14 protein-coding genes are annotated in these 13479 nt (G+C 64.6%); 12 read left to right on the forward strand and 2 right to left on the reverse strand.

Annotated features, from left to right (window positions below; genetic code table 11):
* The first annotated feature begins 2 nt into the window (after positions 1-2).
* Together K4043_RS07825 and lpdA are read left to right on the forward strand one after the other, a co-directional pair.
* Positions 3-617 carry a hypothetical protein gene (locus K4043_RS07825; protein ID WP_321160137.1) on the forward strand — a complete coding sequence of 205 codons (615 nt, stop codon included), beginning with the start codon at positions 3-5 and terminating at the stop codon, positions 615-617.
* Positions 618-634: 17 nt separating this feature from the next.
* A complete protein-coding gene (gene lpdA / locus K4043_RS07830) occupies positions 635-2449 on the forward strand; it encodes a dihydrolipoyl dehydrogenase (RefSeq protein WP_265308849.1) in 1815 nt (604 codons plus the stop codon).
* A gap of 493 nt (positions 2450-2942) precedes the next feature.
* Here the strand turns inward: lpdA and K4043_RS07835 are convergent, their stop codons facing one another.
* On the reverse strand, positions 2943-3761 hold the full coding sequence (locus K4043_RS07835; protein ID WP_123730103.1) for a hypothetical protein: 819 nt from the start codon (positions 3759-3761) through the stop codon (positions 2943-2945).
* Between the two features lie 536 nt (positions 3762-4297).
* On the opposite strand from K4043_RS07835, the gene K4043_RS07840 reads away from it, so the two are divergent.
* From K4043_RS07840 to K4043_RS07880, 9 genes are all read left to right on the forward strand, one after another.
* Positions 4298-4666 (forward strand): hypothetical protein, encoded by a 369-nt coding sequence (locus tag K4043_RS07840; RefSeq protein ID WP_184997288.1) that lies wholly within the window; start codon positions 4298-4300, stop codon positions 4664-4666.
* A gap of 31 nt (positions 4667-4697) precedes the next feature.
* Positions 4698-5492: a F0F1 ATP synthase subunit A gene (gene atpB, locus K4043_RS07845; RefSeq protein ID WP_046273137.1), complete on the forward strand. Its 795-nt coding sequence runs from the start codon at positions 4698-4700 to the stop codon at positions 5490-5492.
* Between the two features lie 67 nt (positions 5493-5559).
* Positions 5560-5862, forward strand: a complete 303-nt coding sequence (gene atpE, locus K4043_RS07850) for a F0F1 ATP synthase subunit C (RefSeq protein ID WP_017354883.1) — start codon at positions 5560-5562, stop codon at positions 5860-5862.
* A 111-nt stretch (positions 5863-5973) separates the two neighbouring features.
* Positions 5974-6444, forward strand: a complete 471-nt coding sequence (locus K4043_RS07855; protein WP_123730106.1) for a F0F1 ATP synthase subunit B — start codon at positions 5974-5976, stop codon at positions 6442-6444.
* 3 nt (positions 6445-6447) lie between these two features.
* Entirely contained in the window at positions 6448-6975 is a 528-nt protein-coding gene (locus K4043_RS07860; protein ID WP_259259006.1) for a F0F1 ATP synthase subunit delta, read from the forward strand.
* A 44-nt stretch (positions 6976-7019) separates the two neighbouring features.
* A complete protein-coding gene (gene atpA / locus K4043_RS07865) occupies positions 7020-8567 on the forward strand; it encodes a F0F1 ATP synthase subunit alpha (RefSeq protein WP_123730108.1) in 1548 nt (515 codons plus the stop codon).
* A gap of 76 nt (positions 8568-8643) precedes the next feature.
* The gene (gene atpG, locus K4043_RS07870; protein WP_123730109.1) at positions 8644-9507 is read left to right on the forward strand and encodes a F0F1 ATP synthase subunit gamma; all 864 of its coding nucleotides are present in this window, start codon (positions 8644-8646) and stop codon (positions 9505-9507) included.
* A 37-nt stretch (positions 9508-9544) separates the two neighbouring features.
* A complete protein-coding gene (gene atpD, locus K4043_RS07875) occupies positions 9545-10951 on the forward strand; it encodes a F0F1 ATP synthase subunit beta (RefSeq protein ID WP_121040078.1) in 1407 nt (468 codons plus the stop codon).
* Positions 10952-11063: 112 nt separating this feature from the next.
* A complete protein-coding gene (locus K4043_RS07880) occupies positions 11064-11486 on the forward strand; it encodes a F0F1 ATP synthase subunit epsilon (RefSeq protein ID WP_005411127.1) in 423 nt (140 codons plus the stop codon).
* Between the two features lie 81 nt (positions 11487-11567).
* Here K4043_RS07880 and K4043_RS07885 read toward each other — a convergent pair whose 3' ends face one another.
* Positions 11568-11951 (reverse strand): GtrA family protein, encoded by a 384-nt coding sequence (locus K4043_RS07885; protein ID WP_123730110.1) that lies wholly within the window; start codon positions 11949-11951, stop codon positions 11568-11570.
* Between the two features lie 84 nt (positions 11952-12035).
* Here K4043_RS07885 and glmU point away from each other — a divergent pair, with 84 nt between their 5' ends.
* Positions 12036-13400 carry a bifunctional UDP-N-acetylglucosamine diphosphorylase/glucosamine-1-phosphate N-acetyltransferase GlmU gene (gene glmU / locus K4043_RS07890; protein WP_265308851.1) on the forward strand — a complete coding sequence of 455 codons (1365 nt, stop codon included), beginning with the start codon at positions 12036-12038 and terminating at the stop codon, positions 13398-13400.
* Positions 13401-13479 lie beyond the last annotated feature (79 nt).

A 13479-nucleotide genomic window follows, 5' to 3' on the forward strand; every position in this document is an offset into this window, starting at 1 on the left:
TGATGGCGCTGCCGATGGCGCAGGCGGGCGGGCGCGAATGCGCGTCCGACCTGGGTCATGGCTGGCCACCGGCGGTCGGCAACTATGGCCAGGCAGTGGAAACCCTGTTCGACGGCAAGGCGCAGCCGGCGCTGTCGCTGGTCAGCCTGCCCAAGAGTGGCGTGGAGACCGGAGTGGCGTTGCTGCCCGGTACCCAGGACCAGGAGTGGACCCTGCGCTACAGCCGGGCCGACAAGCGCGTCTACACCTGGAACAGCGGTGCCCGCCAGGGCGGCGTGGAACTGCGCGTGGACCAGGAACCGGACCAGTACCAGGTCAGCATCCCGGCGCTGTTGGCGCAGCGTTTGCTGCACAGCTGGCAGGCCGCATTGGCCGCGCAGGTACCGGGCGACCGCAAGGCGCCGGTGCTGGAGGGTGACGTGCTGTCCTTCACCGTGGATGGCCAGCGATACAGCGGCACCCGGCCGGAGTGCGGTGCGGGCCGGCTGATGATGAAACAGGTGGCGCTGCTGATCGAAGCCAGCGACACCAAGGAAAAGAAGCTCGACCGTCGCTGGAAAGATCTGGACGAGTCGCTCGACGAACTGCAGCAACTGCTCGGCGGCAAGGCCGGCTGAGCACCAGGAGAACACGAATGGCCGCAATTGAAATCAAGGTTCCCGACATCGGCGATTACAGCGGTGTCCCGGTGATCGAACTGCTGGTCGCCGTGGGTGACACGGTGAAGAAGGACCAGGGTCTGGTCACGCTGGAATCGGACAAGGCAACGCTGGAAGTGCCGTCCTCGGCCGCCGGTGTGGTCAAGGAAATCAAGGTCAAGCTCGGCGACAACCTCTCCGAAGGCGACGTCGTGCTGCTGCTGGAGGCCGAAGGCGAGGCTGCCGCACCGGCTGCGCCGGCCAAGGCCGAAGCACCCAAGGCCGAGGCCGCCCCGGCCAGCAAGCCGCCGGTGACCCCGTCGCACCGCGCCCCGGCCGAACCGGCCGCGCCGCAGCCGGCGTTGTCCTCGGGCAAGCCGGCCGATATCGAATGCAGGATGGTGGTGCTGGGCGCAGGCCCGGGCGGTTACACCGCCGCCTTCCGTTCGGCCGATCTGGGTGTGGATACCGTGCTGATCGAGCGCTACGCCAGCCTCGGCGGCGTCTGCCTCAACGTGGGCTGCATCCCGTCCAAGGCGCTGCTGCATGCCGCCGCGGTGATCGATGAAGTCGCCCACGCCGGTGAGTTCGGCGTGGAGTTCGGCAAGCCGACCATCACCCTGGACAAGCTGCGCGGCTACAAGGAAAAGGTGGTCACCCAGCTGACCAAGGGCCTGGCCGGCATGGCCAAGCAGCGCAAGGTGCGCACCGTGCAGGGCCTGGCCAGGTTCGTCTCGGCCAACGAGCTGGAAATCGTCGGCGACGACGGCAAGACCCAGCTGCTGCGCTTCGAGCAGTGCATCATCGCCGCCGGTTCGCAGGCGGTGAAGCTGCCGAACTTCCCGTGGGACGACAAGCGCGTCATGGATTCCACCGATGCGCTGGAGCTGGCCGACGTGCCGGGTTCGCTGCTGGTGGTCGGTGGCGGCATCATCGGCCTGGAAATGGCGACGGTGTACGCGGCGCTGGGCAGCAAGGTGACCGTGGTCGAGTTCATGGACCAGCTGATGCCGGGCGCCGACAAGGACCTGGTCAAGCCGCTGGCAGATCGCCTGAAGAAGCAGGGCGTCGAGGTCCACCTGAAGACCAAGGCGACCGACGTCAAGGCCGACAAGGCCGGCATCACCGTGTCCTTCGAAGCCGCGGTGGAAGGCGAGAAGCCGGGTCTGGACGCCAGCACCTTCGACCGCGTGCTGGTCGCGGTGGGCCGCTCGCCGAACGGCAAGAAGATCGATGCCGAGAAGGCCGGCGTGCAGGTCACCGACCGTGGCTTCATCCCGGCCGACCGCCAGATGCGCACCAACGTGCCGCACATCTTTGCGATCGGCGACATCGTCGGCAACCCGATGCTGGCCCACAAGGCCACGCACGAGGGCAAGCTGGCCGCGGAAGTGGCTGCCGGCGAGAAGAAGGAATGGGTGGCGCGTGTGATTCCGTCGGTGGCCTACACCAATCCGGAAATCGCGTGGGTCGGCGTGACCGAAACCGAAGCCAAGGCCAAGGGCCTGAAGGTCGGCGTGGCCAAGTTCCCGTGGGCCGCCAGCGGCCGCGCGATCGGCATCGGCCGTACCGAAGGCTTCACCAAGCTGATCTTCGACGAAGAGACCCATCGCATCATTGGTGGTGCGATCGTCGGCGTGCATGCCGGTGACCTGCTGGCCGAGATCGGCCTGGCGATCGAGATGGGTGCGGAGGCCGAAGACATCGGCCACACCATCCACGCCCATCCGACGCTGAGCGAATCGGTGGCGATGGCGGCGGAAATCTACGACGGCACGATCACCGATCTGTACATGCCGAAGAAGAAGTAATTGGTCGATCACCGCCGTTGGTGGTGGCTCCAGCTCAACGAAGAACCCCGGTGAAAGCCGGGGTTTTTTGTTGCTGAAGCTGAAGCTGAGGCTGGCGAAACAGCATCTCTTGGGATCGCTTCGCTGCGCAGGCCGGGGCCCGCCGCGACCGGTAGGCCGTTCGGCAAATGTCCTCCGGCATCCGCTTGGTGGCGGCTGCCTCCTCCTTGATTTTGCCCAACGGCCTACCGGCCGCGGCGGCCCCCGGCCTGCGCAGCGTGCGCCTAACGCTCTCCTGCAGACCACCACCGGAATTTGTCGAGGCGGGCATGGATACCCTGTGGGGCGAAATCAAGGAGGAGGTGACGGCCGCAGGCCGTCGCCGGGGGACATTCGCACGACAGGGTGTCCGTGCCCGCCACTCGACCAAGCCGCCCTTAAACCCTAAGCGCACAAAAAACGCGGCCCCCGATCACATCGGAGGCCGCGCTTGGAGAGGGGTAGTGCGAAGGGCTTAGAAGACGAAGCTGACGCCAGCCACCGGACCCTTGAACTCCTGCTTCAGACCGATCGTGCCATCGCTGCCGCTCTGGTCCACGTCCAGCTTGAACCAGTCGTAGCCGGCGAACACGCCGAAGTTCTTGGTGAAGCGGTAATCGACGATCGCATTGGCACGGCTCAGATCGCCGTCGTAATCGTCGAAGTTGCCCCACTTGGTGTTCAGGTACTGACCCTGCAGCGTGATCATCCACTTCTCGGACGGATTGAAGCTCAGGCGGGCACCGACCACCGGCGCCACGCCGTCGGCCTTCTCGTCCAGGAACTCCCCCTGGTACAGATCACCCACGTCGGCGTACGCCTTGGTGCTGACCTTGGCGTACTCGGCACCGAGCTGCAGGCCGAGGTCGAACTTCTCAGTGTCCACGACGGAGTAGTCGTACACCAGGCTGGCGACCTGATACTTCAGCTCACCCTTGATGAAGCTGCCGGCCGGCACGTTGGTGTCACCGAAGCTCACGCCCTGATCGAGCGTCTCGCGGCGATCCTTGTCGTACTTGAAGTAGTTGAACAGCAGGCGCTGGCGGTTGCTGATGCGGAACATGCCGTCAATGCGCGGCTCCCATTCCTTGCCGCCGAGGCCGAAATCTTCGGAGAAGCCAACGTCCTGGCCCGCGATGTTGGTGTTGCCGCGGATCGTGTTGTCCGAATCGATCTGCATCGCACCCAGACGCAGCGCGAAGCGGTCATCGCCTTCGGCAGCGTGGGACGGAGCGGCATAGGAGAGTGCGGCCAGAGCAACTGGCACGGCAAGCAGGGAGAGCATCGGGCGCATCGGGGGTCCTTGCGGTGGTTCTAGTGATGTGGCGTCACATTGCCCACTGCGACGTCCACCATTCGTGAAGGTATGGTGGAGGCTGTGTGTACCGTTCATGCGCGCCGAACACCCGCAGGTCCGCGCACTGGCCGTTTTCGGCTCGGACCGCCGTTAACGACGGGTCGGCTACGCCGGGTTCGTGATCACACCCCCAGCGCTGAAAAAAGAGGGTGGCCCCGGAGAGGGCTTCGGGGCCACCCTGTACCAGCCCGCTCGCGGGACGCCGACGAGGATTCAACGGCAGGCTCATCGATGTGACCGGTCGTCGTCGCCAAAGTTCAACATGCTGCACTGCCGCATCGGCTCACTCCCGCGCAAACCGATTGGACCGCAGGTGGCACAGGCGGGCAGGAGGCCCCAACGGCGGGGCCACATCCGGGATGAACAGGCAGCGGTTGTCTCTCAAATTGTCCCATTGCTATAATTTGGCGGCTCGACGAGGCGTTTGCTTGCGGCCTCGGCCTTTCCTACTCACAACCATGCAGGACATTCACGTGCTGAACTCCGTTGACGCGGGTCGGCGACTGATGCTGCGCGCAGCGGTTTACCCGCTCGCTGCAGTGGCTGTCCTGGCTCTTGGCCTGCTGTTCTGGGGAGGCCCGAAGGCCGCCCTGGGGGCGCTGCTCTCTGGTGTGGCAGTCTCGGCAGCCGGTTGGGTTGCTGCGCGCATGGCGCTCGGTGGCGGTGTGCAGGCGGCAGGATCGGCGATGACCCGCCTGATCCTGGCGGTGGTGGCAAAGTGGGTGCTCGTATTCGGCGTCCTGATGGTGGGGTTCCTGGTCTTCAAGCTGCCTGCATTGGCGCTGCTGGCCGGTATCGCCGTCGGGTTGATGTTCCAGGTCCTGGCTCTGGCCAGGCGCTGATCCAATTTATTTAACTCAAGGTTCCGGACACATGGCAGGCGAGGCGCTGACACCCACCTCCTACATCCAACATCACCTGCACAACCTGACGTTCCATATGCAGGAAGGTGGTTTCTGGGCGATTCACGTCGACACCATTGTGACTTCGGTCCTGATGGGTTTGTTGATGGTGTTTGGCTTCTGGATGGCAACCCGCAAGGCGACTGCCGGCGTTCCGGGCAAGTGGCAGGCGTTCGTCGAGATCTGCCTGGAGTTCGTTGACCGTCAGGCCAAGGACACTTACCACGGCACCAGCAAGCTGGTGACCCCGATCGCGATCACGCTGTTCTTCTGGATCCTCATGATGAATCTCATCAAGATGATCCCGGCCGACTTCATCGCCATGCCGCTGGAAGCGCTTGGCGTGCCGTATTGGAAGCCAGTGCCGACCGCCGACGTCAATGCCACCCTGGGCATGTCGATCAGCGTGTTCTTCCTGATGCTGTTCTTCGCGCTGCGTTCCAAGGGCCTGGGTGGCTTCACCAAGGAATTCCTGACCGCGCCGTTCGGCAAGTGGATGATGCCGTTCAACCTGATCCTCAACATCGTCGAATGGCTGAGCAAGCCGATTTCGCTGGCGATGCGACTGTTCGGCAACATGTTCGGCGGCGAGATCGTCTTCCTGCTGATCTGGGTGCTGGGCGGTGCGGGTATCGCCGGTGCCATCGCAGGCGGTGCATTCGGCCTGGGCTGGATGCTGTTCCACCTGCTGGTGATTCCGCTGCAGGCGTTCATCTTCATGATGTTGTCCATCGTGTACCTGAGCCTGTCGGAAGACGCTCACTGAGTTTTCGCTTCACCCTTCATCCGTTTGTTTCTAAACCCTTAGCTATTCAAAGTTCCAGGAGAAAACCATGTACTTCGCCGTCCTGACCAACCTCGCCCAAGTCCAGAGCTCCACCGTCCTCGCCGTCGGCATCATGATCGGCCTGGCCGCGCTGGGTGCCGGTCTCGGTCTGGCCATCATGGCCGGTAAGTTCCTGGAATCGGCTGCCCGTCAGCCGGAACTGATTCCGGTTCTGCAGGTCCGCATGTTCATCACCGCCGGCCTGATCGACGCCGCGTTCATCATCTCGGTCGCCGTCGGCCTGCTGCTGGCCTTCGCCAACCCGATGATCGGCGAGTTCGTTGCACGCCTGCCGCAGGTTGCTGGTTAATCCAGCAACAGCGAAACGATCAGGCGCCTTGTGCGCCTGATCGCGGATGAAGGATCGGATGCGCCGCCACGGCGGCCCATCCACCCCGTCACCCCCGATTGAGCGAACCCCATGGATATCGGTTTTACCCTCGTTGCCCAGGGACTGGCATTTGCCGGTCTGATCTGGATCATCGCGACCAAGATCTGGCCGCCGTTGATGAACGCCATCGAAGAGCGTCAGCAGAAGATCGCTGAAGGCCTCGCCGCTGCTGACCGCAGCCAGAAGGATCTGGCCCAGGCGCAGGAAAAGGTCAACGATGCCCTGAAGGATGCGCGCACCAAGGCCAACGAGATCATCGATCAGGCCCACGCCCGCGCCAACCAGATCGTTGATGCTGCCAAGAACGAAGCCATCGTCGAAGCCACCCGCCAGAAAGATCTGGCCTACGCCGAGATCGAAGCTGCCGCCAACCGTGCCCGTGAAGATCTGCGCAAGCAGGTGTCCGCGCTGGCCGTGAGCGGTGCCGAAAAGCTGCTCAAGCGCGAAATCGACGCCAACGCCCACAAGGCGCTGCTCGACGAGCTGGCATCGGAGATCTGATCGATGAGCCAGGCCCTCACGCTTGCACGCCCGTATGCCCGCGCCGCGTTCGCGACCGCGCGCGACGAAGGCACGTTCGCGCCGTGGTCGGACGCGCTTGCGTTCTCCGCCCACGTAGCTGCCGACCCGCGCGTGGCGGCCCTGCTGTCGAACCCGGAGCTGGAGCGCGACGCCGCCGTCGCGTTGCTGGTGCCGGAATCGTCCAGCGAGACCTTCGGTCGCTTCCTGGCCGTGCTGGCCGACGCGCACCGTCTGCCGCTGCTGCCGGAAATCGCCGGCATGTACGACCAGCTGCGCGCTGAAGCCGAACACGTGGTCAAGGCCACCGTGACCTCGGCCTCGGCACTGTCCGGCGCCGAACTGGACGCCATCAAGGCCGCGCTGCGCAAGCGCTTCGGCCGCGAGGTGGACGTGACGACCGCGGTCGATGCGTCGCTGATCGGCGGTGCCGTGATCGACGCCGGCGATGTGGTCATCGATGGCTCGCTCAAGGGCAAGCTGTCGCGCCTGCAGACCGCGCTCGCTAACTGAATTCATTTAACGTCCGGCGTGACCGCCGGCACTAGGACTTGACGATGGCAACCACGCTCAACCCCTCCGAAATCAGCGAACTGATCAAGAACCGCATCGAGAAGGTCAAGCTGGCCGCGGAATCGCGCAACGAAGGCACCGTGACCAGCGTGTCCGACGGCATCGTGCGCATCTTCGGTCTGGCCGACGTGATGCAGGGCGAAATGATCGAACTGCCGAACAACACCTTCGCCCTGGCCCTGAACCTGGAGCGCGACTCGGTCGGCGCCGTGGTGCTGGGTGATTACCAGAACCTGCGCGAAGGCGACGTGGCCAAGACCACCGGTCGCATCCTGGAAGTGCCGGTGGGTCCGGAAATGCTGGGTCGCGTGGTCAACGCGCTCGGTGAACCGATCGACGGCAAGGGCCCGATCGCGGCCAAGCTGTCCGCCCCGGTGGAGCGTGTGGCCCCGGGCGTGATCTGGCGCAAGTCCGTCGACCAGCCGGTGCAGACCGGTTACAAGTCGGTCGACTCCATGATCCCGATCGGCCGTGGCCAGCGCGAGCTGGTCATCGGTGACCGCCAGACCGGCAAGACCGCCCTGGCCATCGATGCGGTGATCAACCAGAAGGCGACCGGCATCAAGTGCGTGTACGTCGCGATCGGCCAGAAGGCCTCGACCGTCGCCAACATCGTGCGCAAGCTGGAAGAGAACGGCGCCCTGGCGCACACCGTGGTGGTCGCTGCGACCGCGTCCGAATCGGCCGCGATGCAGTACATCAGCGCCTACTCGGGCTGCACCATGGGTGAGTACTTCATGGACCGCGGCGAAGACGCGCTGATCGTGTACGACGATCTGTCCAAGCAGGCCGTTGCCTACCGCCAGATCTCGCTGCTGCTGAAGCGTCCGCCGGGCCGTGAAGCCTACCCGGGTGACGTGTTCTACCTGCACTCCCGCCTGCTCGAGCGCGCTGCCCGCGTGTCCGAAGAGTATGTGGAAAAGTTCACCAACGGCGCCGTCAAGGGCAAGACCGGCTCGCTCACCGCGCTGCCGATCATCGAAACCCAGGCCGGTGACGTCTCGGCGTTCGTGCCGACCAACGTGATCTCGATCACCGACGGCCAGATCTTCCTGGAAACCGATCTGTTCAACTCCGGCATCCGCCCGGCCGTGAACGCCGGTATCTCGGTGTCGCGCGTCGGTGGTGCGGCCCAGACCAAGATCATCAAGAAGCTGTCCGGCGGCATCCGTATCTCGCTGGCCCAGTACCGCGAGCTGGCTGCGTTCGCGCAGTTCGCTTCGGATCTGGACGAAGCCACCCGCAAGCAGCTCGAGCGCGGTCAGCGCGTCACCGAGCTGATGAAGCAGAAGCAGTACGCGCCGATGTCGATCGCCAACCAGGCGCTGACCATCTACGCCGTCAACGAGGGTTACCTTGACGACGTGCCGGTCAGCAAGCTGCTGGCGCTGGAAGAAGGCCTGCATGCCCACTTCGCCAATACCCAGGGCGAGCTGATCGAAAAGGTCAACGCCACCGGCGGTTGGGACAACGATATCGAGGCTGCCTTCAAGAAGGGCATCACCGAGTTCAAGACCACCGGCAGCTGGTAAGCCGCATGTAGAGCGGGGCTCAGCCCCGCTTCACTGTGACAAAGCGGGGCACCCCTCCGCTCTACGGGAATAAGAGATGGCAAGCGGACGCGAAATCAAAACCAAGATCAAGAGCGTGCAGAACACCCGCAAGGTGACGCGCGCGCTCGAAATGGTCTCGGCCTCCAAAATCCGCAAGGCGCAGGAGCGGATGAAGACGTCGCGTCCGTATGCGCAGGCGATGAAGCAGGTGATCGGTCACCTGGCCCAGGCCAGCACCGATTACCAGCATCCGTTCCTGGTCCAGCGTGACGAGGTCAAGCGGGTCGGTTACATCGTGATCTCCTCCGACCGCGGCCTGGCCGGTGGCCTGAACAACAACCTGTTCCGCAAGATGCTGGGCGAAGTGCGCCAGTACCAGGAAAAGGGCGCCGAGATCGATGTGGTCACCGTCGGCCAGAAGGCCTCGACCTTCTTCCGCCGGGTCAAGGTCAACATGGTCGGCAGCGTCACCCACATGGGCGATGTGCCGCACCTGGAACAGCTGATCGGCGTGATCAAGGTGATGCTCGATGCCTTCACCGAGGGCAAGGTCGACCGCGTGTACCTGGTCTACAACCGCTTCATCAACACGATGACGCAGAAGGCCAGCTTCGATCAGCTGCTGCCGTTGCCGGCCGCTGAGAAGCAGGTCGCGCATCACGACTGGGACTACCTGTACGAACCCGACGCCGCGACCGTGCTCGAGCACGTGATGACGCGTTACGTCGAGTCGCTGGTGTACCAGGCCGTGCTGGAAAACGTGGCCTCCGAGCATGCGGCACGCATGGTGGCGATGAAGTCGGCCAGTGACAACGCGAACAAGCTGATCGGAACCCTGCAGCTGGTCTACAACAAGGCCCGCCAGGCAGCGATCACCCAGGAAATCTCCGAAATCGTCGGCGGCGCGGCAGCAGTCTGACGCGCACAGTCAAAGCACACATTAGAGGATTGCAGCAATGAGTCAGGGCAAGATCGTTCAGATCATCGGCGCCGTCGTCGACGTCGAATTCCCCCGCGAGTCGGTGCCGAAGGTGTACCACGCGCTGAAGGTGGACAACACCGAAATCACGCTGGAAGTGCAGCAGCAGCTGGGTGACGGCGTGGTCCGCTGCATCGCGCTGGGCTCCACCGACGGCCTGAAGCGCAACCTGGTCGCCACCAACACCGAACGCGCCATCTCGGTGCCGGTCGGCGCGGGTACGCTGGGCCGCATCATGGACGTGCTGGGTCGCCCGATCGACGAAGCCGGTCCGGTCACCGCCAGCGACACGTGGGAAATCCATCGTGCCGCGCCGTCGTACGAAGACCAGTCCCCGGCCACCGAGCTGCTGGAAACCGGCATCAAGGTCATCGACCTGATGTGCCCGTTCGCCAAGGGCGGCAAGGTCGGCCTGTTCGGCGGCGCCGGCGTCGGCAAGACCGTCAACATGATGGAACTGATCAACAACATCGCCAAGGCGCACAGCGGTCTGTCCGTGTTCGCCGGCGTGGGTGAGCGTACCCGTGAGGGCAACGACTTCTACCACGAGATGAAGGACTCCAACGTCCTGGACAAGGTCGCGATGGTGTACGGCCAGATGAACGAGCCGCCGGGCAACCGCCTGCGCGTTGCGCTGACCGGCCTGACCATGGCCGAGTACTTCCGCGATGAGAAGGACGAAAACGGCAAGGGCAAGGACGTTCTGCTGTTCGTCGACAACATCTACCGCTACACCCTGGCCGGTACCGAAGTGTCGGCACTGCTGGGCCGTATGCCGTCGGCCGTGGGTTACCAGCCGACCCTGGCCGAGGAAATGGGCGTCCTGCAGGAGCGCATCACCTCGACCAAGAATGGCTCGATCACCTCGATCCAGGCCGTCTACGTGCCCGCCGATGACTTGACCGATCCGTCGCCGGCCACCACGTTCGCCCACTTGGATTCGACCGTGACCCTGTCGCGTTCGATCGCCTCGCTGGGTATCTACCCGGCCGTGGATCCGCTCGATTCGACCAGCCGCCAGATGGACCCGCTGGTCATCGGCCACGAGCATTACGACACCGCCCAGCGCGTCCAGCAGACCTTGCAGAAGTACAAGGAACTGAAGGACATCATCGCGATCCTGGGCATGGACGAACTGTCCGAAGAAGACAAGCAGGCCGTGACCCGCGCCCGTAAGATCGAGCGCTTCTTCAGCCAGCCGTTCCACGTGGCCGAAGTGTTCACCGGTTCGCCGGGCAAGTACGTGTCGTTGAAGGACACCATCCGTGGCTTCAAGGCCATCGTCGATGGCGAATACGACCACCTGCCGGAACAGGCGTTCTACATGGTCGGCAGCATCGAAGAAGCGGTCGAGAAGGCCAAGAAGATGGCCGAGAAGGCCTGATGCGGCAGGGGCGGACTCCGGTCCGTCCCGACCGTGACACGGGGTGGGCGTCTGCCCACCGCTGCGGAACACCTGCGGTGGGTTCAACCCGCCCCCTAGCGAAGAGAGTTACATGAGCACCATTCGTTGCGACATCGTCAGCGCCGAGCAGGAAATCTTCCGTGGTGAAGCGACCCTGGTCGTGGCCACCGGCGAGCTGGGCGAGCTGGGCATCGCGCCCAAGCATGCCCCGCTGATCACCCGCCTGAAGCCGGGCAAGGTGGTAGTGACCACGCCGAACGGCGAACAGCTCGATTTCGCCATCTCCGGCGGCATCCTCGAGGTGCAGCCGCAGGTCGTGACCGTGCTGGCCGACACCGCGATCCGTGCCCAGGACATCGATGAAGCCTCGGTCCGCAAGGCCAAGGAAGAAGCCGAACGCATCCTGGCCAATCGTGGCGAAGCGATGGAAGTGGCCGAAGCCCAGCAGAAGCTGGCCGAAGCCGTGGTCCAGCTGCAGGCGCTCGAACGCCTGCGCAAGACGCTCAAGCACTGAGTGGAGCGGCGCGACGGCGCCATCCACGAAGGGAAAACGCCGGCTCGCCGGCGTTTTTTTTGCCCGCCGGCGGCGGATGCCTCAGCGGAAGATCAACGTGCGCATCAGCAGGAACGACACCGCGGCCAGGCCGCCCTCCACCAGCGGTTTGGCCAGCCACGCATAGCGCAGGCCGAGATGCTCGGCGGCCAGCGTCACCAGCAGCGTGCTGATCGCTGTCAGCACCGCCCACAGCAGCAGGAAGCGTGCGAACCGTGCCCAGCCGAGCCGATGTGCGCCCTCGTGCGCGAACGTGTAGCGACCGTTGAGCCAGAACCCCAACAGCATGCCCGCCACGCGCCCGAGCAGATTGCCCGGCACCGTCGGCATGCCCAGCGCGGTCGCACCGACGAACACCGCCCAATCCAGGACAAGCTGGACCAACCCGATGATGAGGTAACTGCTGCCCTGGCGGAGGAGGCTCATGAGTGATTCGCGGCGGACAATCCCACATGTTAACGATCGGCGCACTAGAATTCCCCTCAACGTTTCCCGGAACCCGATCTGCCCATGACCCAGCCCCTGCACGTGATCATCCTGGCCGCCGGTGCCGGCAAGCGCATGAAGTCGGCCCTGCCCAAGGTGCTGCAGCCGATTGCCGGCCGCCCGATGCTTGCCCACGTGATCGAGACCGCGCGCCAGTTGCAGCCCGAAGCGATCCATGTGGTGTACGGCCATGGCGGCGAAGCCGTGCGGCAGGCGTTCGCTGACCAGCCTGACCTGCGCTGGGCCGAGCAGAGCCAGCAGCTGGGCACCGGCCATGCGGTGCTGCAGGCCATGCCGGAGGTGCCGGATGCGGCGACCGTGCTGGTGCTGTACGGCGACGTGCCGCTGATCCGCGGGGAAACCCTGCGCCACCTGCTGTCGCAGCCGGGCCGCTTGGCCGTGCTGGTGGCCGAGGTCGCTGATCCGACCGGCTATGGCCGCATCGTGCGCAATGCCGAGGGCAAGGTCGGCGCGATCGTCGAGCAGAAAGACGCCACCGACGAGCAGCGCAGCATCCGCACCATCAATACCGGCATCATCACCGCCGAATCCACGGCACTGCGCCGTTGGTTGTCCCAGCTCTCCAATGCGAACGCGCAGGGCGAGTATTACCTGACCGACATCTTTGCCGCGGCGGCCAGCGATTACACCCCGGCCGAGATGGCCTTCGTGCAGGATCCGCAGGATGCCGAAGGCGCAAACGATCCGTGGCAGCTGGCGCAGCTCGAACGCGCCTGGCAGCTGCGTGACGTGCGTGCGCTGTGCGCACAGGGCGCACGCGTGCTTGATCCGTCGCGGCTGGATATCCGCGGCACGGTCACGGTCGGCAGCGACGTGCAGATCGACGTCAACGTGATTCTGGAAGGGCGCGTGGTGCTGGGCGACGGTGTGAGCATCGGGGCATTCACCCGGCTCAAGGACGTCACCTTGGCGGCGGGCACCGTGGTCAAGCCGCACTGCGATCTGGACGGCGTGATCAGCGAGGGCGCGGCCGAGATTGGTCCGTTCGCCCGCCTGCGTCCCGGCACCGTGCTGGCAGAAGGTTCGCATGTCGGCAACTTCGTGGAGACCAAGAAGGTCGTGCTGGGTGCGGGCAGCAAGGCCAACCACCTCACCTATCTGGGCGATGCGGTGATCGGCAGCAAGGTCAACATTGGCGCCGGCACCATCACCTGCAACTACGACGGCGTGAACAAGTCACATACCACCATCGGTGATCGTGCCTTCATCGGCTCCAACAGCTCGCTGGTGGCGCCGGTCGTGATCGGTGAGGGCGCTACCGTGGCAGCCGGTTCGGTGATCACCCGCGGCGCACCGGCGGACAAGCTGACCGTCGCACGTGCCCGCCAGGAAACCATCGACGGCTGGAAGCGCCCCACGAAGAAGTAGTGCCGGCCGCTGGCCGGCAACCAGGCAATCCCGGGTTCACGACGGTGCCGGCCAGCGGCCGGCACGACCGGGCGTGCAA

The organism is Stenotrophomonas sp. SRS1, assembly GCF_026130205.1.
In the GTDB taxonomy this organism is placed as follows: domain Bacteria; phylum Pseudomonadota; class Gammaproteobacteria; order Xanthomonadales; family Xanthomonadaceae; genus Stenotrophomonas; species Stenotrophomonas rhizophila_B.

Coding starts and splice junctions, on each gene's coding strand:
- K4043_RS07885 (WP_123730110.1), bottom strand. CDS start 11,951: ATGAGCCTCCTCCGCCAGGGCAGCAGTTACCTCATCATCGGGTTGGTC.
- K4043_RS07880 (WP_005411127.1), top strand. CDS start 11,064: ATGAGCACCATTCGTTGCGACATCGTCAGCGCCGAGCAGGAAATCTTC.
- atpA (WP_123730108.1), top strand. CDS start 7,020: ATGGCAACCACGCTCAACCCCTCCGAAATCAGCGAACTGATCAAGAAC.
- atpG (WP_123730109.1), top strand. CDS start 8,644: ATGGCAAGCGGACGCGAAATCAAAACCAAGATCAAGAGCGTGCAGAAC.
- glmU (WP_265308851.1), top strand. CDS start 12,036: ATGACCCAGCCCCTGCACGTGATCATCCTGGCCGCCGGTGCCGGCAAG.
- atpD (WP_121040078.1), top strand. CDS start 9,545: ATGAGTCAGGGCAAGATCGTTCAGATCATCGGCGCCGTCGTCGACGTC.
- K4043_RS07860 (WP_259259006.1), top strand. CDS start 6,448: ATGAGCCAGGCCCTCACGCTTGCACGCCCGTATGCCCGCGCCGCGTTC.
- atpE (WP_017354883.1), top strand. CDS start 5,560: ATGTACTTCGCCGTCCTGACCAACCTCGCCCAAGTCCAGAGCTCCACC.
- K4043_RS07835 (WP_123730103.1), bottom strand. CDS start 3,761: ATGCGCCCGATGCTCTCCCTGCTTGCCGTGCCAGTTGCTCTGGCCGCA.
- lpdA (WP_265308849.1), top strand. CDS start 635: ATGGCCGCAATTGAAATCAAGGTTCCCGACATCGGCGATTACAGCGGT.
- K4043_RS07855 (WP_123730106.1), top strand. CDS start 5,974: ATGGATATCGGTTTTACCCTCGTTGCCCAGGGACTGGCATTTGCCGGT.
- atpB (WP_046273137.1), top strand. CDS start 4,698: ATGGCAGGCGAGGCGCTGACACCCACCTCCTACATCCAACATCACCTG.
- K4043_RS07825 (WP_321160137.1), top strand. CDS start 3: ATGGCGCTGCCGATGGCGCAGGCGGGCGGGCGCGAATGCGCGTCCGAC.